This is a genomic window from Bradyrhizobium sp. Mp27 (genome assembly GCF_029953005.1).
Taxonomy (GTDB): Bacteria; Pseudomonadota; Alphaproteobacteria; order Rhizobiales; family Xanthobacteraceae; genus Bradyrhizobium; species Bradyrhizobium barranii.
This window is the reverse complement of sequence record NZ_JASAUS010000023.1, coordinates 1-25,428: the sequence shown is the minus strand read 5'-3', so window position 1 is coordinate 25,428 and position 25,428 is coordinate 1. Positions and strand designations below refer to the sequence as shown.

Genomic DNA, 25,428 nt, shown 5'->3' with positions numbered 1-25,428 from the left:
CCGGCCGATCACTCGTTCCTGAGGCCGAACTCCCGAAGCAGCAGGTCCCTGGCCTCGCGACGCGACGGCGCGGCGTCGTTGATCTTGCGTAGCAGACGCGCGGCCGCCGCGCGGTCCGAGCCGAGCAGGGACCTTGCCATCCCCATCAGCGGCCCGTAGGCCGGATCGAACTCGGGGCTCAGGCGAAGTGCGTCGATGAGGCCTGGCGAAGCCGCCTCGATCAAGGCGGCGCCGCGGGGATCGCCCGGCAGGGACGCGCCAGCTTCGAGAAAGCGGTTGCGCGCGGCCCAGTAGGCGGAAAGGCGTGAGCCGAGCGCGTTGCGCTCGGCTCCGTCAGCGAGCAGCTCATTCGGATCGGGCCGAATGTCCTTGATGATGGCGAGCAGCAATGACCAGGGCGCTGCGTTGAGTGCCCGGACGTTGCGCCGCGCATCGAAGGTCACGAACGGATAGTCGTCCGTGTTGCGCGGGCCCTCGCCGGCGAAGGCGGAGAGAGCGCGCGCGCCGCCAAGATACTGACCGAGCAGGTCGATCGGTGCCTCGAATCCGAGCGGGCGGACCGCTGATGCGATCGCGGGATTGCCAAGCCGCGCCGCCAGTGCCCCGGTATCGAGATGGCGGCCGCCTTGCGTTCCAATGAGCGCAAGCATCGGTGTGCGGACGCTGTAGTGATTGAGCCAGGCAGAACCGTCGGGATAGATGTCGAGAAAGCCGCGGACGATGGCACGCAGCGACGGCAGGTCGAGCTGGTACAGTGGCAGCCACTGGCAGAAGATGCCCCCTGACGCCAGGCGGCGTTTCACAGCGCCGAAATGCTCCACCGTGTAGAGCGCGCCGCTGCCATCGAGCGCGGGATGAAACAGGTCGGCGACGATCACGTCGTGCTGGCCCGTATCGGCGGCGACGTAGCGGCGGGCATCCGCCACGGTCACACGCGGCGCAGAAGTCGGCGGTGGATTGACGAACCAGGGCAGCAGGTCCACCACTTCCCGCGAGAGCTCGACGCCACGCACGCTCACGCCGGGCATCAGCGTTCCGCCAACCACTGTGGCGCCGGTGCCGATGCCGAGGAACAAGGCGCGCTGCGGGGCTTCGTGGAGCAGCAGCGGCAGCATCGCCTGCCGGTAGTCGGATCGCGTTGAGCTCGTTCCGCCCATCCGGAAATGCCCGTTGACCTCGAGGTAGCGGACGCCGGCGGCATCGTCGACGACGCTGGCCGTCGCCATCGGCCCTTCGCGGACCGCAAGCAGCTTTCCGCCCGATGGCACGCGCGTGAGCGAAGGCGCGGGATTGAGCCACAAGACCAACGCAAGCATCGCAGGTACCGCAGACCACAGCAACGCCGAGCGGCCGGGCGGCAGCAGCAGCAAATAGCCGAGTGCAACGGCAAGCAGTGCCGTCCACGCGCCAACGCCCGGGATCAGGACTTGCGCCGCCACCAGCGGCGCGATGCAGGCGCCGAGACTGTTGATGCCGATGGCCGATCCGACCGAGCCGCGCTGATCGCTCACCCGTTGCGCCAGCAGGCCGAACAGTGCGCCCATTGCGGTCGCGGGCACCAGGAACAGCGAGATCGCCACGGCAAGTTCGCCGAAGACGTCCGCAGTCGAGACGAGCTCGACCAGGCGGCCGGCATAAGGCGCAAACGCCGCGGTCGTGATGCAGGCGAACGCCGTTGCGGCGAGCAAGCCGCGCAGATTCCCATCATTCGCATCTCGCCCGCTCCGCTGCCAGAGCAGGCTGCCTGCGGCGGTGCCAAGCAGATAGGCCGCCAGGAGGCCGGCGAAGGTGTAGACGGTGTCTTCCATCACCTGCGCGGCGAGCCGGACCACCAGGACCTCGAATGCGATTCCGAACAGTCCGGTGGCAAACAAGGTGATCGTGAGCCGCAAGTCCCGAATTCGTTCCGGCCGGCGTTGTTCGGTATCAGCTTTTGCGGCTGGGCCGACGGCAAGCGCGCCCAGAGCGCAGAAGGCGTTGACAGCAGCGAGGCAGAGTAGCGTTCCCGAGAATCCCAGCGCCGGGATCAGGAGGAATGTGGAGGCGAGCGTGCCGGCCAGAGCCCCGGCCGTGTTTGCCCCGTACACGCCTGCCGTGACGCGGGCCTCGCCGCGCGCTTGCCTCGTCATCCGTTCCAGCGCGGCCAGGGTTCCACCCATGGCCATCGTCGCAGGCAATAGCACGAGTGTCGGCAGCGCCAGGCTGCCGGCCCAGAGCAGGACAGCAGACGGTTCGGTGCCGAGCAGCGGGGCCAGGGCGCGGCCGGCCGCGGGCAGAAGCCAGACGCTGATCAGGCCCCAGACGGCGATGACGGCTTCAAGGATCGCATAGATGCGCGATGGCGATTGCGAGCGGCGGATCGGCCGGTCGAGTGCGAACGCGCCCAGCGCCAGGCCGCCGAAGAATCCGGCAATGACCCCGAGCACCGCCATCATTTCGGTGCCCAGTGCAAGGCTCAACTGGCGCGTCCACACGATCTCGTAGCCGAGACCCGCAAAGCCCGACGCGGTCACGATCGGGATCAACGCCCACGCGCGGTTCGCAGCCTGACGCGCGCGCGCGAAACCCGCCTCGTCCTGGACCACATGCGTGAACCGGTCCGCCGAGGCGATCGCGGTGCCGTCCGGCTCAGATTGCATTCCCCTCACTCCTGCCGCGAACGCGCCCAGCCGGCCGCGTCCTTCGCGGACAGAAGCACTCGCTCCATGTCAGTTTTTTTCAGGATTTGTGACAGCCGGGCCGGTGCCGGCATTGATGCCCAAGTCCGCTGCGATCAGAATCTTGCCGCCACCGTCAGCCGCACCGCGAGGGGCTCGGCCGGATGGACGTGACGATCGGCGACGCCGTCGATGGGCTCTCCCGGCAATCGCGACAGATAGTAATATTCGATCTGGTTGGTCTGCGCATTGAAGAGGTTGAGCACGTCGAGTTGCACCCGTAGGCCATTGTCGAACCTGTAGCCGGCGCGCGCATTGAAAATCAGCGACGACCGCGAACGGACGCTGTCGTCTTCAATGAGAGGACGCGGACCGAAATAGCGCGCCTTCAGCGCACCGAACCAGCCGGTCTCGCCACCAAGGGTGATTGCGCCGCTTGCCACCCACGCCGGTGCGCCGGGGATGCGGGCCCCGGCTGGATCGAAATCGGTGAAGCGCGCGTGGGTCTGGGCCACATCGAGATCGACCGTCATCCACGGCAATGGCTTGTATTGGTTGGTCCACTCCACGCCGACGCGGCGGCTGGGCCGGCTCGGCTCGGTGGTGCCGGCGTCACCGACGAACAGCAGCTCGGAGTCGAAATCGAGCACGAAGACGGCGAGCGAGCTGGTGAGACCCTCGATCACCTTGGTGCGGATGCCGAGCTCGGCGCCGCGCGAGCGCACCAGCAGCGGCACGCGGTCGAGCGCGGTCGTCTTGTCGTTGGGATCGACGGTGATGGTCGCACCGCGGATGTCGTTGCTGTGCAGGCCGTAGCCTGCATTGCCGTAGAACTCGGTCTTGTACCAGGGGCCGAGCACGAGACCGGCCTTCGGGCTCGCCATCGACGCCTGGGCGTTGCCTGAATTCTCCGGCGTATCGCTGAAGACATGCCCGGCGAAGACATCTTCGCGGATGCCGACCGTGGTGTGCAGCCAGCTATTCCAGTGTGTGGTCGTATCGGTCCAGAGGCCGACATTGCCCTCCTGCACGCGATCATCGCGCACGGCCGAGAGCCATGTGCGCTGCTCGGTCTTGAACAGCCCGACATGGATGTCGTCGTAGCGGCTCTGCACGCCAACGCGGGTTCGCGATTCGAGGCCGGCAAAGCGCCAGTCGAACGCATGCCGGGCGTCAAAGCCGCCGAAGCTGCGGCGGTCGAGCTGGCTGAACTGGTCGCCATTGACGGGGTTGTCGAGAAAATAGGTGAAATTGTTGAACAGCCGCAGGTCGGAGCGCACCACATAGGCGCTGACATTGGTCTGTCCGTAAGCGCTCGATTGCGCCCAGTTGCTCGACAGGCTGAAGCGGCTGGAGGTGCCGCCATCGGTCGGATCGAGCGAGCCGAGACGGTTGATCAGACCCTGGTCGATCGCGCGCTGCGGGACCTGGTCGGTCGAATTCCAGCCGTTGGAATAGGCCATCGCCGTCAGCGTCAGGCCATCGGTTGCGGTGCCCTGGCTGTAGCGCAGGACGCCGTTCAGCTTGCGGACGTCGTCCGGCACTTCCCACGGTCCGTCATACTTGTTCGCTTCGACCGCCGCCAGCAGCGTGCCGGCACCCACGGCGGTCGATCCCGCGGCCAATGCGCGACGGTAACCGAAGCTGCCGAAGGTCAGCTCCGCGATGTTGTGCGGCAGCTTGTTGACATAGTCGATCGCCACGGCGCCGGCGGATGCGAAGTCGCCCTGGTCGGCGAAGTACGGTCCCTTGCGGACGTTGACCGACTGGATCAGCTCGGGGATCAGGAAATTGATGTCGGCGTAGCCCTGCCCATGCCCGTGGGTCGGCATGTTGACGGGCATACCGTCCACACTGATCGCGAGATCGGTGCCGTGATCGAGATTGAAACCGCGCAGGAAATATTGGTTGGCCTTGCCCTCGCCGGAGTGCTGCGTGACGATCAGGCCCGGCACTACTTCCAGCGCCTCGCCCGGCCGCGAAAAGGGGACCGCGTTCACCTCCGTGCCAGTGATGCGTATCGCACTGGCGGCGGTGGGTTGCAAGGCGGGCGAGTCGGCGGACGCCGCGCCGGTTGCACCGCCAGTCTCGGTCGGGCTGTCCGTGCGAGCGGCTGCCTGATTGCTCAGACCGCGGTCTTTCTGCGGTTTTCTGCGGGCGGGCTGTTTGGGATGCTGATTGTCCGCCGCTGCAACGGTGACCGGCGGGAGTTCGGCGGCCGCGTTGCGCTCGTGTGCTGCTGCCGGAAGCGCGCACAGGGCGGACGATGCGGCGGCGGAAAACACCCGCAACAAGGCCCCACGCACTACAACGTCTCCGCATCACAATCACAGCAATGCCACGCTTTAGCAGGCGAGTATGACGATGTGGCAACAATATCATACTGGCACCCGACAGCCATGCCCAGCCGCACAGTGCCGGGATCGCAACAGGCCGTGGAAGCATCAAGGAGGTGACCGCCGCTTCGCACGGCTGTCACATCGGCAACCGATAAGCTTGCTCCCCTCGGCGCCCGTTGCCCGACGAGCCCCGCTCGTATTGCATACGCGGGCCGCGGCCTTTCCTGACTTGAGAATCTTGCGCGTTGCTATCAACTGGTCGATGACGGGGAACATGAGAGGGCATCAGGCGACGCAGTGGATGTCGGTGCGGCTCGCGCTTGTGCTGGCGCCTTTGCTCGGTGTGTCCGCCTCGACCTCGGCGCTGCCGACGGATTTTTCGGATATCGACGTACCAGGCTTCACCGAGCCCGCGTCCAGCCGCCCGCTCGGGGAGTCTCCCGCAACGTCGGCACCGGAAGTCGATCCCGCGGCGCCATCGCCGCATCCCGTCAAGCGGGAGGCGATGCGCGGCAATCCGCTCTGGTCAGTTCCGCTCGCAGCGCTGTCGGAAACGAACGAACGGCCGATCCTTTTCGGCCTCGCGGCGGCGGCCGCCGCCACCCGTGATTTCAGTATCGGCGCCGAAAGCGCCGCCGATGCCGCCGAGCCCACCGCCGGCCGAGCTACGGCTTGTGCTGGTCGGAACTGTCGTCGGCAGCGATCAGAGTTTCGGAATTTTTGTCGACGAGACGAGCAAGGCCACGCTACGTCTGAAGCTCGACGGAGACTATCAGGGCTGGCGACTTCGCTCGGTGCATCGCCGCGAGGTGACGATGGTGCGCGATGAGCTGACCGAGACGTTGACATTCCCGAAACCGGATGGGGCCGCGCCCGCAACAGGGCCCGCGCTTGCGGAAAGTGCGGTGACGCGAGGCAGCTCGCACACGCCTCAGTATGATTGAGTGAGCCGATCCGATTGATGTTGGCGTAGAGGATCTGATGCACAGCGAGCGCAAGCCGTCAGAATCGGATCCCTAGAACGATTTCCCAAAAATGAAGCTACGACAAAAGGCGAAGAGACGGCCCCCGCTGCGGGGGATCAAGGGGTAGGTCGGGGCCGCTCCGCCAGCTCTGGCAGCGAGCTAGCGACGACTCAAATATTCGCCCGCCGTAGTGGTTCCTTTTCAAAACTCAAGCCGGCGCTGTCCGTATTTAACCCAGTGTACGAAGCTGATTTTGACGGGGCCTAACATGGTAGAGGGCAAGCCAGCGGGGAAGGGCGATCGCATGACCCGCGCAGGCAACAGGAAGGCTGAGACTTTGATCAACAGTGCTGAGTGCCAAGAACATGCTGACCACTACAAGAGACTTTCTGGCGCGGGTGGCATTTCCAAGGATCGCGCCGCCGCCCTGAAAAACATTGCCCGAAGCTATGTGGGTTTGGCCGGCCAACTCGATAGACTGGCGTCCCTCGCGAGGAAAGAGCAGAGGTAGGCAGCCTCAGCTGGCGGCCTCAGTTGAGTTTCCTGCGAAGCTTTCGAGGGCTGGCTGGCCTGGCACTCCCGGCGCTCTAATCCGCAATTGGATCGGCAGCCGGGAGCATTGGGGCTGGATCGCATGCCCGTGCCATGTTCGCCCTCTCACGGCAATGCTCGAACTTCGCGCGCCGGTATTCTTACGGAATCCATTTTCGGAACGGGGTGTTCTATTAAAAGAACACCGGCGAGATTTGAGCACCAAGATTTTTTGTTGTTCCGGGAATGCCGCAGTGGGGGCTGGAACCACGCTGCGGCTTTTCCCATTGGACCCGGGTCACAGATCACGCGGTTCAGGCCGGCAAGCCCACCACATCGTACTCGAAGGCTATGCCCTCCGGATCGTGCTCATCGAGCCAAACCTTCGCAGCTTCCTCCGTCGCGAACACCATCAGCTCTTTGCCTTGGTCGTAGATCCAGACGGTCATTGATCCCTCTTCAGCTTGCGCCGGCCCTAATGAGGCTTCTTTCCCTTCGGGTCAAACTCCATTCTGACAAATCGGCTGCTTGACACGTCCTGGTGCTCCTGAAAATCCTGGGCATGGTCGCCCGGATCGTGTTCGCCGCCACGATGCTTGCGTTGCCGCCGCCAAAGAGCGCTGTAAGGCCCTGGTGTTGCGCCGTCCGGAAATTTTTTCAAACCTGGCCCAAGGATTCCCGCGTCTCGTTCGTCTCAATTCGTGAATGCCCGGAAAATCTCCTCCCGGCGCCCCGGCTTATGGGTGGAACTACTATGGTAAAGCGCATGCGGTCGCGGTCCAGGACGGGACTGCCCGGGGGACCGGGTAACGGCCTCAATTGTTTTGCTCAATCCTGTCGGCTGTGAGGAAAGGGCATGGGGGGCGCCATTCAGCTTATGACCGCAGAGGCGACTGAGCCGCCGGATGGCGGCGCCACGGATGACGACCTCGTCAGTCTGGCCACGCAGGGCAACCGTGCTGCATTCGAAGCCTTGTTGCGGCGTCACTACGACCTCATGCATCGCGTCGCGTGGCGCATGACCGGCTCCCAGACTGACGCGCAGGACATTTGCCAGGATGTCTGCTGCGCGCTGGTGGAACGGATCGCTTCTTTCAGGGGGGAGGCGAAGTTCACGACCTGGTTGGTCGGTATCGTGCGCAACGCCTGCCATGACCACCATCGGCGCCATTCGACCTTGACGCGGCTGAAAGGCCATCTCGCCGTTCTTGCCGAAATGGCGGCGCCGCCGGATGGCCGGGATCTGTTTCGTCGCAGCTGGCTCGCGAGCGAACTGGCGCGGCTTCCGCCGCTGCTGCGGGAGACGGTCGTGCTTGTGGTCGGCGAAGGCATGACGCACGCGGAGGCGGCCACAGCCCTGGGCGTCTCCGAGTCGACCATCTCCGGCCGCATGCACGAGGTGAGGCGACAGGCGGGTCTCGCGAAGGACATTGGCGATGAGTGCTGATCACGACATCATGCGTTTGCCCGACCCTCCGCCGCCCGTGCTGGACGCGCGTGCCTCGGCTGTGCAAGAGGCGCTGCTGCGCTTCGATCAAAAAAGCGCTGAGGAAAAAAACGCCGACGACAGCCAAGGAATGCCGACCGACATCCGTCTCATCGAGCGAACCGCCGCGCCCTTGCGGCCGTCGCGCGAGAGGTTTGTCATGAAGCGTACGCGATATCTCCTGGCCGCCAGCCTGGCCTGCATTGTTGCCGGATCGGGTGTCTATCTCCATCTCATGTGGTCGCCGCAGCCGCAGGACATCGCTGCACCCGTCGAGCAGAAGGTGGCGAGCAACGACGTCGCTCGAGCTCCTTCGACAGTGCCAGCAAAGCAGGAAAGCGAAAGCCAGGCCCAGCCGCAAACGCAAATCCAAACCGCCACTCAGGCCAGAAAGCCCAGCCAGGAAGCCGCCGCGCCTTCAGCTGCCGCGGCGCCGCCTCCCGCCAGGCCGCGCGTGGAAAATCTGATTGCCAGCCAGGACGCTCCGAAGGCGCCTCCCGCGACGGCGTTGAGGGCTCCCATGCAGGGGGCACCGTCAGAAATGTACGCTCTTAGAGGCCGGAACGATCAAATGCACGCGCGCGCGCCGTCTGCGCTGCTGCTGTCGCAGGTCGAAGTCTTTCGGGACCAGCGCGAGCACGATCCTGCTGCGTCCGAGCCTGTCGGCCGCGACAAGTTTGCGAATGCGCCGGAAAACGCCTTCAAGGTTGCGCGCGGTGCACCCGTCTCGACATTCTCCATTGATGTCGATACGGCGTCGTATGCGTTCGTCCGCGCACAGCTCAACCGCAATGTCCTGCCGCCGGCCGCGTCCGTTCGGACCGAGGAGCTGATCAATTATTTTCCCTATGCCTATGAAGCCCCGGCATCGGCGAGCGAACCGTTCCGGGCCAACGTTGCCGTGTTTCCGAACCCCTGGGCGGAAGGCCGCAAGCTCATTCGCATTGGCGTCAAAGGTTATGCGCTGCAACAGACGAGCCGACCGCGCGCGAATCTCGTTTTCCTGATCGATACATCGGGCTCGATGGGGCCGCAGAACCGGTTGCCGCTCGTGAAGCAGTCGCTCGCCATGCTCGTTACCCAGCTGAAACCCGAGGACCGCATTGCGATCGTGACCTATGCCGGAAATGCCGGCACGGCGCTCGAGCCCACTTCCGTGTCCGAGAAAGCGAAAATCCTGGCGACGATCGATCGGCTCGAGGCGGATGGCAGCACGGCGGGTGCCGAAGGCATCAGGCAAGCCTATGCGCTTGCGGAGCAGAACTTTGACGCCAGCGGCGTCAATCGTGTCATCCTCGCCACCGACGGCGACTTCAATGTCGGAATTACGAACAAGGATGAATTGAAAGGTTTCGTCGAGCGCCAACGCGAAAAGGGCATTTTCCTGTCCGTGCTCGGCGTTGGTGCCGGCAATTACAACGACGCGCTGGCGCAGACGCTGGCGCAGAACGGCAATGGCGTCGCCGCCTACATTGATACGATCAACGAGGCACGGAAGGTGCTGGTCGAAGAGGCAAGTTCGACGCTGTTTCCGATCGGCAAGGATGTGAAGATCCAGGTCGAGTTCAATCCGGCAACCGTCGCCGAATATCGCCTCATCGGCTACGAGACGCGACTTCTCAATCGCGACGATTTCTCAAATGACAAAGTCGATGCCGGCGACGTCGGCTCGGGGCAAACCGTGACGGCGCTCTACGACATCGTGCCTGTCGGCGGGCCTCGCGTGGTCGACGATCTTAGATACGGTGCGCAAGCCCCAGCGAGCGACTCACCGTCGCCGGCCGAATATGCCTTCGTCAAGATCCGCTACAAGCTGCCGCGATCCGATCAAAGCGTGCTGGTCAGCACCCCCGTCGATCGCGCATCGGAACATGGCCGCTTCGAGGACGCGCCACTCGATGCCCGCTTTGCAACCAGTGTTGCCGCGTTCGGCGAGATTCTACGTGGCGGAAAGCACACTGGCCGGTTCGGCTATGACGACGTGCTCCGTATCGCCTCGGCCGCGCGCGGCGACGATCCTTACGGCTATCGCTCCGAGTTCCTTCAGTTGGTGCGCGCGGCCAAAACTGCGAGCGCAATGCAGCCGCTGCGACCGTGATCATTTTTCGATTTAGGCCAGCGCCCCATTCCGGCATCGACAGGCGACTGCGACGAGATCAGTTTCGATACCTCGCGTCCCGATGGAACGCCGTACGAGCTGCTCGACTTCAGCCGTCGCGCCAGGCCCGGCTGGTGCGCCGTGGCCTCGCTTCACGATGGCTTGAGGCGCCCCTATGCGGCGTATCACGTCTCGCCGGTGGCGGCGCGCGAGTAGGAACCTTCACCGCAAGCAAGAGTTGGCCGGTCGGGCAGGGCGAAAAGCCACACGAGGCCGACCGTGCAACAAGCTGTGCCCGTGCGCTCCACCGCGCAAATCGCGGGTCATCCGATTCATCCGATGCTGGTGCCGATACCGATCGCGTGCTTTATCGGGGCATTGCTGACCGACATCGCCTATGTCGTGAGCGCCGAGATCATGTGGGCGGATTTCTCCGCCTGGCTTCTGGTGGTCGGCGTCATCTTCGGCGTGCTGGCGGCGATCGCCGGCCTGACCGACTTCCTCGGCAATCGCCTGGTGCGGGCGCAGGCTCCGGCCTGGCCGCATCTGATCGGCAACGCCGTGGCGCTGATCCTGGCGACCGTCAATGTGCTGATCCACACGCGTGATGCCTGGACCTCGGTGTGGCCGACTGGGCTCATTCTTTCGGTGATCACCGTCCTGATCCTCCCGGTCACCGGCTGGCTCGGCTGGGCGATGGTGTACCGCCACGGCGTCGGAGTAGCGCGATGACGTCCTTGCTTGTCCGGATATTGCTGTGCTCTTCGCTTCTATGTCTTGCCGGTTGCGATGACGGCAGCGGTGATCCCAATGCGCAGATCGGCGCCAATCCAAAGCTGCCTGAGATTCAGCAATATCTGCTGCCGCCGATGCACATCGCGCGCATCGTCGGCTGGAAGAAGGACGAGACGCCGACCGTCGCGCAGGGCCTGCAGGCAAAAGCCTTTGCGACGGGCCTGCAGCATCCGCGCTCGCTTTATGTGCTGCCCAACGGCGACGTGCTCGTGGTGGAGTCCAAGGCGCCGAAGGGCGCCGCGATCAAGCGGCCCAAGGAGATCGTGATGGGCTATGTCGAGTCCTGGGCGACCTCCGGCGGCGACACCGGCCCGAGCAACCGCATCACGCTGCTGCGCGACACCAACGGCGATGGCGTGCCGGACACGCAAAGCGTCTTCATCGATCATCTCAACTCGCCGTTCGGCGTCGCGCTGGTCGGCAACGACCTCTACGTCGCCAACACCGATGCGATCGTGAAATATCCCTACACGGAGGGCGATACGAAAGTCATCGCGCCGGGCACCGTGCTGACGCCGCTGCCGGGCGGCCCGATCGACCATCACTGGACCAAGAGCCTGGTCGCGAGCCCCGACGGCTCGAAACTCTATGCCGGCGTCGGCTCCAACAGCAACATCACCGAGAACGGCATGGAGGCCGAGAACAATCGCGCCGCCATCCTCGAGGTCGATCGCGCCAGCGGCCGCTGGCGCATCTTTGCGAGCGGATTGCGCAATCCCAATGGGCTGTGCTTCGAGCCGCAGACGGGCGCGCTGTGGACGGTGGTGAACGAGCGCGACGAGCTCGGTCCCGATCTCGTCCCCGACTACATGACGTCGGTGAAGGACGGCGGCTTCTATGGCTGGCCCTACAGCTATTACGGCCAGCACGTCGATCCCCGCGTCAAGCCGCAGCGGCCCGACCTGGTCGCCAAGGCCATCGTGCCGGACTACGCGCTGAGCTCGCATGTCGCGCCGCTCGGGATGGCTTTCAACACCGGCACGAGTCTGCCGGCCGCTTACCGCGGCGGCGCCTTCGTCGGAGAGCACGGCAGCTGGAACCGGCAGGTGCTGAACGGCTACAAGGTCGTGTTCGTGCCGTTTGCGGACGGCAAGCCGAGTGGCCCTGCGCAAGACGTCGTCACCGGCTTCCTCAACAGCGACGATCAGGCACGCGGCCGTCCCGTCGGCGTTGCCATCGACAAGACCGGCGCACTGCTGGTCGCCGACGACAGCGGCAACACCGTGTGGCGGGTGACGGCGGCACATCCGCAGGTCACGCAGCGCTAGATATCGAGGAGTTGCACCATGGGCCTTGCTCAATACGCGATCGTGCCGGTCGAGGACGAATGGGGCGTGCTGCATGACGGCGACGTCAAAAGCAAATACGCGACCAAGGAAGCCGCGTTCGAATCTGCGGTGGCTGCCGCCTCGCTGGCACTTCGCCAGGGGCATGAGGTTCACGTCAGCGTGCCCGGGCGCGAGCCGAGAGAGACCACGTTGGGAAGCTAACTTCGTCTAACTTCGTCACCACAGCCGCCTGCGCCGCCGCGGGCGATCGGCGACACGCAATATGTCGCGCGTACCTTCAATCCGCGTGATTGATTTCCCGTGACGGCATGTCGATCAGGTCCGCGCGCACTGACCGCCGGGCGGAGCGCCCCGCGCGAAAATAACATCATGTTAGGTTTATCGAATAACTGGGTAATTGTGTTAGCCCCGCGAAAGCCTATTGTCGCGACCAATCGGATACCCATCGGCAGTGACAAGCGCTCGCGGAAGTCGGCAGAGCGCCCGGAGAATGCTGCCCAATTTCCAGCGAAGCCCGACAACGGGACGTCAGCAAACCCAGTGGAGGAATTTTCTGCGATGACCACGACTCGCACGATCCGTCACATGAGTCAGTCCAGGAAGGCCGCTGCGAGCGGCTGGATCGGTTCGGCTCTCGAATATTATGACTTCTTCATCTACGCGACCGCCGCGTCGCTGATCTTCCCGCAAATCTTCTTCCCGTCGGAAAATCCCACCGTCGCCATCGTCGCATCGCTGGCGACCTATGGCGTGGGATATGTGGCCCGGCCGATCGGTGCCTTCGTTCTCGGACATTGGGGCGATACCCATGGCCGCAAGACCGTTCTCATCGTCTGCATGTTCCTGATGGGCATCTCGACGATGGCGGTGGGTATCCTGCCGACCTACCAGCAGGTCGGTATCCTGGCGCCGATCCTGCTCGTCATCCTGCGCCTCGTGCAGGGATTTGCGGTGGCCGGTGAAATCTCCGGCGCGAGCTCGATGATCCTGGAGCATGCGCCGTTCGGCCGTCGCGGTTTCTATGCAAGCTTCGCCCTTCAGGGGGTGCAGGCCGGACAGATCCTCGCGGCAGCGGTCTTCCTGCCGCTGGCGGCCTTTATGCCGACAGATGCCTTCAACAGCTGGGGATGGCGGATTCCCTTCCTGCTCAGCTTCTTCGTCATCGTCGCGGGCTACATCATTCGTCGCGAAGTCGACGAGACCCCTGCGTTCGCCCGCGAGGGCGAGCGGGGAGAGACGCCGCGGGCGCCCATCGTCCAGGCCATCAAGCTGAGCTGGCGCGACATGCTCAGGGTCATCTGCATGGCGCTGATGAACGTCATTCCTGTTGTTGCGACCATCTTCGGTGCGGCCTACGCGGTGCAGCCGGCCTATGGCATCGGTTTTGCCAAGCACGTCTATCTGTGGATCCCGGTCCTTGGAAACATGCTGGCCGTGTTCGTCATTCCCTTCGTCGGCAATCTCTCCGACAAGGTCGGCCGCAGGCCTCCGATCATCGTGGGCGCGCTGCTCTCCGGCTTGCTCGCCTTCGGCTATCTCTATGCCATCAGCATCAGGAATGTGCCGCTCGCGATCCTGCTGTCGCTCCTGATGTGGGGTGTGGTCTACCAGGGCTATAACGCGATCTTCCCGAGCTTCTACCCGGAGCTGTTTCCGACTCGCACCCGGGTGTCGGCGATGGCGATCTCGCAGAACATCGGAACGACCATCACCGCGTTGCTTCCGGCCTTGTTTGCGACCGTGGCGCCTCCCGGCTCGGACAATATCCCCTTGACGGTGGGGGCGATCGCCTTCGGTATCACTGTTATCGCGGCGCTGGCGGCCGTCACGGCCCGGGAGACCTATCGGGTCAGCATCGACGATCTCGGCAATCCCAAGGCCGTTCCGATGCCGCGGGCCGACTATGAGCGGCAGCGTGCGGAGGCGGCGAGCGGTGCGGCCGCAATTCCGACCTGAAGGGCACGCAAGGAGCCTGCCGCTGCGATCGATGATGTTTGCAGCGGCAGGGCTCGATGCGTTACTTGATTGCCTATTCGAACTCCGTGCGCGCGAGCGCGATCATCATGAGGTCAAGGGATGAATCCCGTTGTTGTTGCTGTCGCCATCACCGGCTCCGTTCCGCGCAAGAAGGACAATCCCGCGGTGCCGATCCTGCCGTCCGAGCAGATCGAGTCGACGCAGGAGGCCTTCGAGGCCGGCGCCACGCTTGCCCATATCCATGTTCGCAACGATGACGAGACGCCGTCCTCCGACCCCGCGCGTTTCGCGCAGGTGCAGGAGGGGATCAAAAAGCATTGTCCGGGGATGATCGTTCAGTTCTCGACCGGCGGGCGGGGCCGCGATCCCTCGGCGCGGGGATCATCGCTTTATCTGAAGCCGGACATGGCCTCGCTGTCGACGGGATCGGTGAACTTTCCGACGATCGTCTATGAGAACGGCGCCGCCCTGGTCGAGACTCTCGCGACCGGCATGAAGACAAATGGCATCCGCCCGGAAATCGAGATCTTCGATCTGTCGCATCTACACGGTGCGCGGCGTCTGATCGAGGCGGGGCTGATGGACTCGCGTCCGCATGTGCAATTCGTCATGGGCGTCAAGAACGCGATGCCTGCGGACGAGCATGTCCTCGACATCCTCCTGGGAGAGCTGAAGCGGCTGATCCCGAAAGCGACGTGGACGGCGGCCGGGATCGGACGCCATCAGGCTGAGGTCATGGGCTGGGCGCTTGCGCGCGGCGCCGACGCGGTGCGCACCGGGCTCGAGGACAATATCAGGATCGACAAGACCCGCCTGGCCGCCAGCAACGCAGAGCTCGTGACCATCGCCTGCGAGGCTGTCGCGCGCCATGGCCGGCGCGTCGCGACCGCGGCCGAGGCGCGGCCCTTGCTCGGGCTCGCAGGGTAGGGGCTACTGCCTCCTGCTGACATGCTCCCGGCCGCCTTCTGCCATTCGGCGGCCGGCGTTCCGCTGCGCCAGGACTTCCGTTATCAAGACTCCGGCTATGACGTGTCTGTGCGCACGCATGCAGCTGGGGCAGGCGACGATCGGAATGCGGTTCTTGAAATCTGACGGCAGGCTCATCGGGGTCCTGCTGGTGCTTGCAATCACCCAGCTCATTGGATGGGGCACGATCGGCCTTCCGCCGATCGTCGGCCGTGACCTTGCGGCCGATCTCGGCATGAGTCTGCCGATGGTGTTTGCGGGCACCTCGACGCTCTATGTCACCATGGGCCTGTGTGCGCCCTGGCTCGCCAGGGCTTTTGCGCGGCACGGCGCCCGCAAGGTGATGATGGTGGGCACCGTCGTGGCCGTGCCGGGCTATGTCCTTCTGTATTTTGCGCACGAGCCGATGCTCTATTTCGTGGCCTGGGTCATCCTCGGCATGGGCGGCAGCGCCACGCTGTCGACCGGCGCCTATATCATGCTCAACGAGGTCGCCGGGCGACAGGCCAAGAGCGCGATCGGCGCGCTCATGCTGGTGACGGGACTGTCCGGCAGCATCTTCTGGCCGACCACCTCGTTCCTGAGCGGCCATTTCGGCTGGCGCGGCACCTGCCTCGTCTACGCCGCCATGCTGATTCTGGTGTCGCTTCCGCTTTATGCTTTCGCAACGCCGCGCCGGGCCGTCGCGAAGGAGGGGGGCGCTGCTCCCGCAAAGCAAGCCAGCGCGCTGTCAATTCCGCGGAGCACGTTCGGCCTCGTCGTCGCCGCGATCACCGTCAATGCCTTCGTCACTTTCGGCCTGAGTGCCGTTTTCATCGAATTACTGCGGGCCGAGGGGCTGGCGCCGGCGCAGGCGATCGCCTTCGGCTCGATGCTCGGCGTGATCCAGGTCAGCGCCCGCGGGCTCGATTTCCTCGGCGGAGGGCGCTGGGACGGCATTACGACGGGGCTTGTCGCCGGCACGGCGCTGCCCGTGGCCATGCTGCTCTTGATGCTGAGCGAGGGCGCGACCTGGGCGGTGGCGGTCTTCATCCTGCTCTACGGTGCCGGCAGCGGAGCCATGGCGGTGGCGCGGGCGACGATCCCGCTGGTGTTCTACGACCAGGCCGAGTTCGCCAAGGCGTCGTCAATGATCGCGCTCCCGCTCAATCTCGCCTCCGCCATCTCGCCGCCCGTTCTTGCCGGCCTGCTCACCCAGTACGGCAGTCGCGGCGCGCTCGGTCTCACCTTCGTCTGTTCCTGCGCAGCGGTGCTGATCCTGGTTCTGCTCGGCCGCCGCCGACCGCAGGTGGCCGCGGCCGGTGTGGTGTGAGGTCGGCGGCACGTCGGTTGCCGCGAGTTGCCGGTCGCTTCCTATTCGTTTTCACCGAGTGTCGCCCGGCCGCCACAGCAAAAGCGGGGGGAACCCGCTAGAGTTGGAATCGTCAATCCGATGGGCTGGAATTTGCAATGAAACGCACGCTAATCTGCCTCGCCGCGCTGGCCTGCTCCGCCGTCGCTGCGGATGCTGCCGACTTGCCCGTTAAGGCAGTGCGCTCTGTCGCCGTGTCGCCCTTCGCATGGACTGGCTTCTATGCAGGTGTTCAAGGTGGTTACGCGTGGAGCCAGGATCGCACTGTCGAATTCTTCTTGGGCGGGCCTCCGACCGGCTTCACGCATGGGTTCCGCGCGGACGGCGGCTTCGGCGGTGTCCATGTGGGCTACAACCATCAATTGGACAAGCTCGTTGTTGGCCTTGAGGCCGATGTAGACGTGGGCCCGGTGAACGGCGGATTCAACATCCCGTTTTCCGATACGACGCGCGCAAGGAGTGGGAGGCCTCCGTTCGCGGACGGCTCGGCTTTACACCGACTGAGCGCCTGCTGCTCTATGTGACGGGTGGCTTGGCGTTCACCGAGCTGAAGTACCGGTGGACGTCGACATTGGCAGTTCCCACGGTGGATGCCGACATTTCGAAGACCGGATGGACCGCAGGCGTCGGCGGAGAAGCGGCGCTGACCAATCGGGTTACGGCGCGCCTGGAATATCGCTATAGCGATTTCGGCACGTCCCGCTTCGACTGGCCCGACGTCGGGGCGAGCTACGAGCAGCATCCTCGCTTCCAGTCCGTGCGCGGTGGAATCAGCGTCAGGTTCTAGCCGTCATCAGCGGCGCGGATCGCCGTGGCGGAGCGCCGGCGCAGGCGTGATAGCCGTGGCGCGGAAATTCGCCCGCCGCAGGGCCGCTCCTGCTGCCGGGCGATGGATAGCCGTATGCCCCGAACGCAGTGCTCAGAACTCCAAAATGGTGTATCCGCAGGGAGCGCGGCCAGGGCTTAAGGCCGCCGCGCCAATATCAGTTCCCGGAGGAAATCGACATGTCGGCCTTGCCGCTCTCAGGCATCAAGATCCTTGACCTCACCCGCGTGCTCGCCGGGCCCCTGTCGGCCCAGATGCTGGGCGATCTCGGCGCGGAGGTGATCAAGATCGAGCGGCCGGGCACCGGCGACGACGCGCGCGCCTTCGGCCCGCCTTACCTGACCGATCCCGATGGCAAGGCCAACAACAACAACTCGTTCTACCTTTGCGCCAACCGCAACAAGAAGTCGGTCACCGTCAACATCGCCAAGCCCGAGGGGCAGGCGATCATCCGCGCGCTCGCCAAGGACGTCGACGTCTTCATGGAGAACTACAAGGTCGGCGATCTCAAGCGCTATGGCCTCGACTACGAGACGATCAAGGCGAGCAACCCCGGCATCATCTATTGCTCGGTGACCGGCTTCGGCCAGACTGGCCCCTACGCCCCGCGCGCCGGCTATGACGCGATCCTGCAGGCGATGGGCGGCCTGATGAGCGTCACCGGCCATATCGACGGCGAGCCCGGCGAGGGTCCGATGAAGGTCGGCCCGTCGATCGTCGACTACATGACCGGCATGAACACCTCGATCGGGATTCTCTCGGCGCTGTACCATCGCGACGCCAATGAGGGGCAGGGACAGCACATCGACGTCTGCCTGTTCGACACCGTCATCGCGTCGCTGTCGCACTGGCTCCAGATCTACCTCGTCAACGGCAAGATGCCGCCGCGCCGCGGCACCTGGGGCAATGGCGGCATGCCGGCCGGCGTGTTCCGCTGCACCGACGGCGAGCTGATGCTGGTGGTCGGCAATGACGGCCAGTTCCAGCGCACCTGCGCCGTGCTTGGCGAGCCCGAGCTCGCCAACGACAAGCGCTTCATCAAGAACAACGACCGCGTCGTGCATGGCAAGGAGATCATGGCGATCTTCGCCGGCCTGTTCCTGAAGAAGCCGGTGGCCTACTGGCTCGAAAAGCTGGAGGAGGCCGGCGTGCCGTCGGGCCCGATCAACAATTTCGAGCAGGTGTTTTCCGATCCGCACGTCCAGTCGCGCGGCATGCGGGTGAAGGTCGATCATCCGTTCGAGCCCGATCTGTCGCTGATCCGCAACGCGCTGACGCTCTCGGAGACCCCGATCGAGAACTACCGCGCCCCGCCGCTGCTGGGCGAGCACACCCAGGAGGTGCTCGGCGGCAAGCTCGGCTATGATGCCGGCAAGATCGAGCAGCTGAAGCAGCAGGGGATCATCTAGCTTCGCTTCCTGATCCTCCCAGGGGCGTGCCGGCGAAGACCAATGCGGTGCTGGCGCGCATGCGACAGCGATCCTGACCAGCCTGGGAGCGACGGTTGCGCGATGCCAGGCCTTGCCCGAGGCTTGCGCGCAACCCCCAGATAAACCCGGTCCGTACTCGCACAGGCTTCCGCTTTGCGCGCGACTCTGATGCGATCATCCCGACGCAAATCCGGGAGGGAACGCATGTCCTACACGATCGGGTTTCAGGCCAAGGACCAGAGGGCAATTCTGGCGACCGAGGCAGCAACGGCCAATCAGGCGGTCGCCATCGTCGCCGCGCTGCGGCAAAGCGCCGACGAGATAAAGTTCATCCGCTCGCCGCAGGAAGGCGACATGGGCATCGAGATGCTGCTGCTGCTCGCCAAGGAAGAGGCCGAGGAGATGCCGCAGCGGGTGTAACCCGCTGCCAAGACCACATTTCGATCAGAAGCGAAGCGTGCCGGCTGCAGAATAATGTAGCAAGGCGCCAGTCTCGCTCGAACCGAAGGTGGCCCATGAAACGCGAAGCGCTCCGCGTCGAACCGATCTCGTCCTTTCTCGACCGCGTCAAGGCGCCGACCTCGCCGGTCACGCGCGCCGGCAACATGATTTTCGTCGCGGGCCTGCCGCCGTTCGACCCGGAGACGGGCGAGATCGGGGGGATGCCCATCGCGCGGCAGAGCGAGATCATCATGGAGCAGATGAAGCTCTGCCTCGAGACGGCAGGCGCCTCGCTCGACAATGTCATGAAGTGCAACGTCTACTGCACCTCGACCAAACACTTCGCCGTCTTCAATGCGATTTATGCGCGTTATTTCCCGATCGATCCGCCGGCGCGCATCTTCGTCTGCACCCCGGAATGGTTCGGCCCCTTCGACGTCGAGATCGATTGCATCGCGATGATGTGAGCGCTAGCGCGCTACAACCCGTGACGGCGCCTTCGCCTCCGTCCGCCCCGCTGTCAGCGCCATCGTCGCGACGCTGACGACGCGCGCGACGACGTCCTCGACATCGTCGAGATCGCATTTGCCTTCCGACAGCTTCGTCAACCGCTCGCTCTCGCGGATGGTGTGGTGCGCCATGGCGAGCGCGAAGTTCAGGCCCCAATAGATATCGACATCGCTGCGGTCGGGCAGGGACCGTCGCATGGCGCCGGCGAATTTCCGCAAATGGTCGATCTCGCGGTTCTTGATGCGGCGGATCGGCGGCACGGATTCGATCGAGGCGCGGATCATGAAGCGCGCCGCGGTTGAGCGCTGGTTTTCCGGACCCAGGCAGCCGCGCAAGGTCGGGCCGACCAGCGCGCGCAGGATCACCTCGATCGGCGCGCGACCGCCGCCTTGCTCTTCCGCAGCCTTCAATTCGCGCAGGCGTTCGCGGTTGGTGGCGATCGAGCGCGAGACGAACAGCTCTGCGATCAATTCGTCCTTCGAGCCGAAATGATAATTCACCGCCGCGAGGTTGACGTTGGCCTCCGCGACGATGTCGCGCAGCGTCACGTCGCCAAAGCCGCGATCGGCGTAGAGCCGTTCGGCGGCGGCGAGAATGGCAGACCTCGTATGATCGCTGGCCATGGATGCCCCTCAGGGAGGGAGTTGCAATTCAAACACTTGTATGAAACTATCGTTTGAAGGCCGGAGAAAGTCAATCCGCAATCGAGACTGGTTCGCAGCGCGCGAACCGGTTCCGAGGCATCCGCAAGCATTCGCGCTTGCGGGCCGCGTGCGGCGGGAGGACAGTCCGGCGCAAAACAGCTTTGCAAAGAGAGACCGAGGAGCGTCCCATGGATTTCGATCTGTCCCCCAAGCAGAAGGAATGGCTCGACCGCGTGCAGTCGTTCATGACCAAGCACGTGCGTCCGGCGGTGCCGATCTATAACGAGCAGGATCACAGCGGCGAGCGCTGGAAGGTGATCCCGGTTCTGGAGGACCTCAAGAAGAAGGCGAAGGCCGAAGGCCTCTGGAACATGTTCATGCCGCCGAACGAGCATGAGGACGATGAATTCCGTGGCGCGGGATTGACCAATCTCGAATACGCGCTGCTGTCGGAGCAGATGGGCCACATCTCCTGGGCTTCGGAAGTGTTCAACTGTTCCGCGCCCGACACCGGCAACATGGAAGTGTTCATGCGCTACGGCTCCAAGGAGCAGAAGCGCAAATGGCTGCGTCCGCTGATGGACGGCGAGATCCGCTCGGCATTCCTGATGACGGAACCGGCGGTGGCCTCGTCCGACGCCACCAACATCGAGACCCGCATCGAGAAGGACGGCGATCACTACGTCATCAACGGCCGCAAATGGTGGTCGTCCGGCGTCGGCGATCCACGCTGCAAGATCGCGATCCTGATGGGCAAGACCGATTTCAAGGCGGCCAAGCATCAGCAGCAGTCGCAGATCCTGGTTCCGCTCGACACTCCCGGCATCAAGGTCGAGAAGATGCTGCCGGTGTTCGGCTTCGACGATGCGCCGCACGGCCACGCCCAGGTACTGCTCGAGAACGTGCGCGTGCCCAAGGAGAACATCCTGCTCGGCGAAGGCCGCGGCTTCGAGATCGCGCAGGGCCGCCTCGGTCCCGGCCGTATCCACCACTGCATGCGCACCATCGGCAAGGCCGAGGAGGCGCTGGAGAAGATGGTGAAGCGGCTGATGTCGCGCACCGCCTTCGGCAAGAAGATCGTCGAGCACAGCGTGTGGGAGCAGCGCATTGGCGAGGCCCGCACCAACATCGAGATGACGCGTCTGCTCTGCCTCAAGGCCGCCGACATGATGGACAAGGTCGGCAACAAGACCGCGCAGGCCGAGATCGCCATGATCAAGGTCGCAGCCCCCAACATGGCGCTGAAGATCATCGACGAGGCGATCCAGGCCTTTGGCGGCGCGGGCGTTTCGGACGAGGCCGGTCTTGCCAAGGACTACGCCGGCATCCGCACGCTGCGGCTCGCCGACGGTCCGGACGAGGTGCACAATCGCGCCATTGCCAGGCTCGAAGTTCGGAAGTATGCCAACTCTCCCAGTCATTAAGAGGGAGAGCCGCGCGGCGCTCCCGATCTGAAGAAACGACAGGGCATGATCCGCATTCGGAATGACCGCTTGACGCAAGTGCGTCAGCGGTTACCGATTAGGATCATGCTCGACCTGAAATGGTCAGGACTGAAGAGGGAGCGTCACCGTGGCTGACGGCGTCAGGAAAGACGAAGAGTTCTCGGGCACCAAGCCGGTCGAGGAGCGTCATCGCTTCGACGAGATGCGGCTCGAAGCCTGGATGCGCGACAACGTCGAAGGCTATGAGGGCCCGCTGGTTGTGCTCCAGTTCAAGGGCGGCCAATCCAATCCGACCTACCGGCTCAACACGCCAAACCGCTCCTACGTGATGCGCCGCAAGCCGTTCGGCAAATTGCTGCCGTCGGCGCACGCGGTCGATCGCGAATATCGCGTCATCGCAGCCCTTGGAAAACAGGGTTTCCCGGTCGCGCGCGCCTATGCGCTGTGCCAGGACGACAGCATCATCGGCGCCGCCTTCTACATCATGTCGATGGAGGATGGCCGGGTGTTCTGGGATCCGACGCTGCCGAGCCAGACGCCGGAAGATCGCCGCAAGATCTTCACCAGCAAGATCGAGACGCTGGCCAAGCTGCACATGTTCGATCCCGTCGCGATCGGCCTCGGTGAGTTCGGCAAGCCCGGCAATTATTTCGCGCGCCAGATCGACCGCTGGACCAAGCAGTATCGGGCGTCCGAGACCCAGCACATTCCGGAGTTCGAGAAGGTCGCCGAATGGCTGCCCAAGACCGTGCCGGAGCAGGCGCGCGTCTCGATCGTCCACGGCGACTATCGCCTCGACAACATGATTTTCCACGCGACGGAACCGCGCGTGCAGGCCGTGCTCGATTGGGAGTTGTCGACGCTCGGCGATCCCATGGCCGACTTCACCTATCTCCTGATGCAGTGGATCATGCCGGGTCTGGACGGCGCCGATCTCAAGGCGCTCAACATCCCGAGCGTGGAAGAGGCCGCGCAGATCTATTGCAACGTCACCAAGATGACGGTGCCCGATCTCAACTGGTATTTTGCTTACAACCTGTTCCGCCTCGCCGGCATCACCCAAGGCATTGCCGGCCGCGTCCGCGACGGCACCGCCGCGAATGCCAAGGCCCTGGAGTCAGCCAAGCGCACCGTGCCGCTGTCGAAGGCATCGTGGGAGTACGCGCAGAAGGCGGGCGCGGTTTGATAAATGTGAAGGCGCGGCCGATGGCCGCGCCTTTTGTTTGGGGTCTTACTGTACCCACACCCTCAGCGTCATTGCCCGCGAAGGCGGGCAATCCAGTACTCCGTGATCGATGTGATTGAGCCGAGAAGTCGCGGCGTCTGGATGCCCCGCCTTTTCCTTCGCGGGGCATGACACGTGTAGGGTGGGCAAAGGCGCGCTCTTCGCGCGCCGTGCCCACCGTCCTTGCGGATACCAACAAGGTGGGCACGCTTCGCTTTGCCCACCCTACGGAGCCAATGCTGAACGGTTGCGGCCCTTCTCCTTCGACACGACGGCGTCGAGCGCCGCTCTGATGGTGATCGGCCTGCTACCAGGCGCGAATGCTGAACCTCGGTCCGTAGTAGTAGCCGCCGTATCCGCGATTGTAATAGCCGGGACCGGCGTAGTAGTTGTAGCCCCTGCCGGGGAAGTAGCTGGGGTCGTCAAAGTAGCGCAGGACATAGCGTGGTCCGCGGGTCCGCCAGCAGCGTCCATTATACTCGTTGCAGATCAGACCGACCTGGTCGACGTCGGAGACTTCGGCGGAGCCGATCGTCGTTGCGTTGAGCGGCGCGGCGGGAGCGGCGGACGCAACCAGCGCGGCACCGAGTGCGCCCAGTGCGATGGCCTTCATGGAGTTCTCCCTTCGGTTAGGCGAGAGTCTGGAGCTTAGCAGAGGGGAGCCTTGCCTGTCGGGCAAATCAGCTCCCGCAGGGTGGGCAAAGGCGCATCATTGTCCGCCCTTCCCGGGGAAGCCTGTCATCGGGCTCACCGAAAGCGAGCCGGTGACGGGGCGTGACAATTCCTGTAGTATCCACCTTGCGGGTCAGCCCTTCACACAATGCGCAATCAGCTTTTCCACGAAGCCTGCGCATTTCTCCAACTCCGCCATCTCCACGAACTCGTCCGGCGTATGCGCCTGCGCGATCGAGCCGGGCCCGATCACCACCGATGGGATATCGGCCATGCTGGCAAACAGGCTCGCTTCGGTGCCGAATGCCACCTTGGCGTGGTCGTTGCGACCCGCAAGGCTCTTGGCGAGCGTGACGATCGCGGCATCGGCGTCGGTGTCGAGCGCGGGATAGTCGAGGATCTCCTCGAAATCGATGCCGCACTCCAGATGTTGCTTCTTCATCTCCGGCTCGAGCTCGGCTTTGGCCCAGGCGACGATCGCATCCGTCACCTCGCGCGACTCGGTGATGCCAATGCCGCGGCATTCGAAATCCACCGTGCAGGTGTCAGGCACGATATTCAGCGCGGCGCCGCCATGCACGATGCTGGTGAGCAGCGTCGAATGCGGAACGTCGTAGAGACTGTCATTCGATCGCGCGGCCGCGAGCTTCACGGCACGGCGGCGGATTTCGGTGATCAGCTCGGCCGCGTATTCGATCGCGTTGACGCCGTCGGGCGCGATCGAGGAGTGGCGGGCGAGACCACGGAATGTCGCGCGCACGCCGTGCTTGCCCTTGTGGCCGATGATGACCCTCATCTCGGTCGGCTCGCCGATGAAGGCGCCGAGCGGCCTGATCTTCTTCTTCGCGACCTCGCGCAGCATCGGCCGCACGCCGACGCAGCCGATCTCCTCGTCATAGGAGATGGCGAGATGGATCGGCGTCGTCAGCTTCGCCTCCAGCATCTCCGGCACCATGGCGAGGCACACCGCGACAAAACCCTTCATGTCGGTGGTGCCGCGGCCATAGAGCTTGCCGTCGCGCTCGACCAGCTTGAACGGATCGTGGCTCCAGTCCTGGCCCACGACCGGCACGACGTCGGTGTGGCCCGATAGCACGAGGCCTGGCCGGTCCTCCGGTCCGATCGTGACCCAGAGCGAGGCTTTCTGCCCGGTCTCGTCGACGATGCGCTCGCCCTTGACGCCGAGGAAGGCGAGGTAGCTCTCGATATGGGCGATCAAGGGCAGATTGGTGCGGTCGCTGACGGTGTCGAAGCCGACGAGGTCGGCGAGGAGGTTGCGAATGCGATCGGGTCGTGAACTCGGGAAAATCGGGTTGGGCATTGTCATTTCTTGTCGGGGGAGAGGGAGGCTGAGGTCGCGTGCACGAACCATACCAACGTGACGCTCCAATGAGCAAATCAACATGACGGTCCCGTAGTTTCGTAGCCCGGTTGGAGCGCAGCGCAATCCGGGGCCGCTCTTTCCGCTTGGATGGATTCCCGGATTACGCTTCGCTCCATCCGGGCTACAAGACCTCGCGTTGCCCGACGGGCAAAACACCCAAGATGCCGGTCAATCCGCATCGCCAAAAACATTCCACTTTACCGAAATTCGGAATTGGCGGATAGTGCGTCCACTCCGGCCCAAGGAAGAGGGGCGTATCGCGATCGTCACGAACGCGGGCCGGGCGGCGGTGGACGCGGGCCACATCGGCGCGAAGGGTTTTGCAGGGCGGGCGACCGTGAGCAAAGACCGCGCGCAAACGACCGGTGTGATCAGCGTACGGCCAAATCGTGTCGTC

General features: G+C 64.2%; 22 protein-coding genes and 2 pseudogenes. 18 read left to right on the top strand and 6 right to left on the bottom strand.

Features of this window, described 5'->3' with window-relative positions; genetic code table 11:
* Positions 1-8: 8 nt before the first annotated feature.
* Positions 9-2,639, bottom strand: a complete 2,631-nt coding sequence (locus tag QJT78_RS14930) for a spermidine synthase (protein WP_249151641.1) — start codon at positions 2,637-2,639, stop codon at positions 9-11.
* Positions 2,640-2,773: 134 nt separating this feature from the next.
* Positions 2,774-4,657 (bottom strand): TonB-dependent receptor, encoded by a 1,884-nt coding sequence (locus QJT78_RS14925; protein ID WP_240537505.1) that lies wholly within the window; start codon positions 4,655-4,657, stop codon positions 2,774-2,776.
* A 977-nt stretch (positions 4,658-5,634) separates the two neighbouring features.
* Between QJT78_RS14925 and QJT78_RS14920 the strand changes: the two genes are divergently transcribed.
* Positions 5,635-5,940: a hypothetical protein gene (locus QJT78_RS14920; RefSeq protein WP_049807459.1), complete on the top strand. Its 306-nt coding sequence runs from the start codon at positions 5,635-5,637 to the stop codon at positions 5,938-5,940.
* Positions 5,941-6,806: 866 nt separating this feature from the next.
* Here the strand turns inward: QJT78_RS14920 and QJT78_RS14915 are convergent.
* Positions 6,807-6,941, bottom strand: coding sequence for a hypothetical protein (locus tag QJT78_RS14915; protein ID WP_264653548.1), 135 nt, complete (start codon positions 6,939-6,941; stop codon positions 6,807-6,809).
* Between the two features lie 407 nt (positions 6,942-7,348).
* On the opposite strand from QJT78_RS14915, the gene QJT78_RS14910 reads away from it, so the two are divergent.
* From QJT78_RS14910 to QJT78_RS14845, 14 genes and pseudogenes are all read left to right on the top strand, one after another.
* Positions 7,349-7,939 carry a sigma-70 family RNA polymerase sigma factor gene (locus QJT78_RS14910; protein WP_028149845.1) on the top strand — a complete coding sequence of 197 codons (591 nt, stop codon included), beginning with the start codon at positions 7,349-7,351 and terminating at the stop codon, positions 7,937-7,939.
* Positions 7,929-10,076, top strand: coding sequence for a VWA domain-containing protein (locus QJT78_RS14905; RefSeq protein ID WP_028149844.1), 2,148 nt, complete (start codon positions 7,929-7,931; stop codon positions 10,074-10,076). The genes QJT78_RS14910 and QJT78_RS14905 overlap by 11 nt, the downstream gene beginning before the upstream one ends.
* Positions 10,077-10,130: 54 nt before the next feature.
* Positions 10,131-10,292: pseudogene (locus QJT78_RS14900) on the top strand (GDP-L-fucose synthase); the annotation flags it as partial.
* A gap of 63 nt (positions 10,293-10,355) precedes the next feature.
* The gene (locus QJT78_RS14895) at positions 10,356-10,808 is read left to right on the top strand and encodes a DUF2231 domain-containing protein (protein WP_028149843.1); all 453 of its coding nucleotides are present in this window, start codon (positions 10,356-10,358) and stop codon (positions 10,806-10,808) included.
* Entirely contained in the window at positions 10,805-12,139 is a 1,335-nt protein-coding gene (locus QJT78_RS14890; RefSeq protein WP_028149842.1) for a sorbosone dehydrogenase family protein, read from the top strand. Before QJT78_RS14895 ends, QJT78_RS14890 begins: the two co-directional genes overlap by 4 nt.
* 18 nt (positions 12,140-12,157) lie before the next feature.
* On the top strand, positions 12,158-12,361 hold the full coding sequence (locus tag QJT78_RS14885; protein ID WP_028149841.1) for a hypothetical protein: 204 nt from the start codon (positions 12,158-12,160) through the stop codon (positions 12,359-12,361).
* 357 nt (positions 12,362-12,718) lie between these two features.
* Positions 12,719-14,116, top strand: coding sequence for an MFS transporter (locus tag QJT78_RS14880; RefSeq protein WP_028149840.1), 1,398 nt, complete (start codon positions 12,719-12,721; stop codon positions 14,114-14,116).
* Between the two features lie 120 nt (positions 14,117-14,236).
* On the top strand, positions 14,237-15,064 hold the full coding sequence (locus tag QJT78_RS14875; protein ID WP_028149839.1) for a 3-keto-5-aminohexanoate cleavage protein: 828 nt from the start codon (positions 14,237-14,239) through the stop codon (positions 15,062-15,064).
* A gap of 145 nt (positions 15,065-15,209) precedes the next feature.
* Positions 15,210-16,415, top strand: a complete 1,206-nt coding sequence (locus QJT78_RS14870) for an MFS transporter (RefSeq protein WP_028149838.1) — start codon at positions 15,210-15,212, stop codon at positions 16,413-16,415.
* Between the two features lie 137 nt (positions 16,416-16,552).
* Entirely contained in the window at positions 16,553-16,978 is a 426-nt protein-coding gene (locus QJT78_RS14865) for a hypothetical protein (protein ID WP_281460260.1), read from the top strand.
* Positions 16,975-17,241 (top strand): outer membrane beta-barrel protein, encoded by a 267-nt coding sequence (locus tag QJT78_RS14860; protein ID WP_281460259.1) that lies wholly within the window; start codon positions 16,975-16,977, stop codon positions 17,239-17,241. Before QJT78_RS14865 ends, QJT78_RS14860 begins: the two co-directional genes overlap by 4 nt.
* A 218-nt stretch (positions 17,242-17,459) precedes the next feature.
* Positions 17,460-18,689: a CaiB/BaiF CoA-transferase family protein gene (locus QJT78_RS14855; protein ID WP_028149837.1), complete on the top strand. Its 1,230-nt coding sequence runs from the start codon at positions 17,460-17,462 to the stop codon at positions 18,687-18,689.
* A 225-nt stretch (positions 18,690-18,914) separates the two neighbouring features.
* Positions 18,915-19,130, top strand: coding sequence for a hypothetical protein (locus tag QJT78_RS14850; RefSeq protein ID WP_028149836.1), 216 nt, complete (start codon positions 18,915-18,917; stop codon positions 19,128-19,130).
* Positions 19,131-19,225: 95 nt separating this feature from the next.
* Complete coding sequence (locus QJT78_RS14845; protein ID WP_038942317.1) at positions 19,226-19,618, top strand: RidA family protein; 393 nt, start codon at positions 19,226-19,228, stop codon at positions 19,616-19,618.
* Positions 19,619-19,621: 3 nt separating this feature from the next.
* Here the strand turns inward: QJT78_RS14845 and QJT78_RS14840 are convergent, their stop codons facing one another.
* Positions 19,622-20,284, bottom strand: coding sequence for a TetR/AcrR family transcriptional regulator (locus QJT78_RS14840; RefSeq protein WP_028149834.1), 663 nt, complete (start codon positions 20,282-20,284; stop codon positions 19,622-19,624).
* A 209-nt stretch (positions 20,285-20,493) separates the two neighbouring features.
* Between QJT78_RS14840 and QJT78_RS14835 the strand changes: the two genes are divergently transcribed.
* Both QJT78_RS14835 and QJT78_RS14830 read left to right on the top strand, forming a co-directional pair.
* Positions 20,494-21,729, top strand: a complete 1,236-nt coding sequence (locus QJT78_RS14835) for an acyl-CoA dehydrogenase family protein (RefSeq protein WP_014494478.1) — start codon at positions 20,494-20,496, stop codon at positions 21,727-21,729.
* A gap of 148 nt (positions 21,730-21,877) precedes the next feature.
* Positions 21,878-22,936: a phosphotransferase family protein gene (locus QJT78_RS14830; RefSeq protein ID WP_028149833.1), complete on the top strand. Its 1,059-nt coding sequence runs from the start codon at positions 21,878-21,880 to the stop codon at positions 22,934-22,936.
* Between the two features lie 346 nt (positions 22,937-23,282).
* Here the strand turns inward: QJT78_RS14830 and QJT78_RS14825 are convergent, their stop codons facing one another.
* Positions 23,283-23,588: a hypothetical protein gene (locus QJT78_RS14825; RefSeq protein WP_028149832.1), complete on the bottom strand. Its 306-nt coding sequence runs from the start codon at positions 23,586-23,588 to the stop codon at positions 23,283-23,285.
* Positions 23,589-23,780: 192 nt separating this feature from the next.
* Positions 23,781-24,968: an acetylornithine deacetylase gene (gene argE, locus QJT78_RS14820; protein ID WP_028149831.1), complete on the bottom strand. Its 1,188-nt coding sequence runs from the start codon at positions 24,966-24,968 to the stop codon at positions 23,781-23,783.
* Between the two features lie 199 nt (positions 24,969-25,167).
* Here argE and QJT78_RS14815 point away from each other — a divergent pair.
* Positions 25,168-25,428: pseudogene (locus tag QJT78_RS14815) on the top strand (hypothetical protein); the annotation flags it as partial.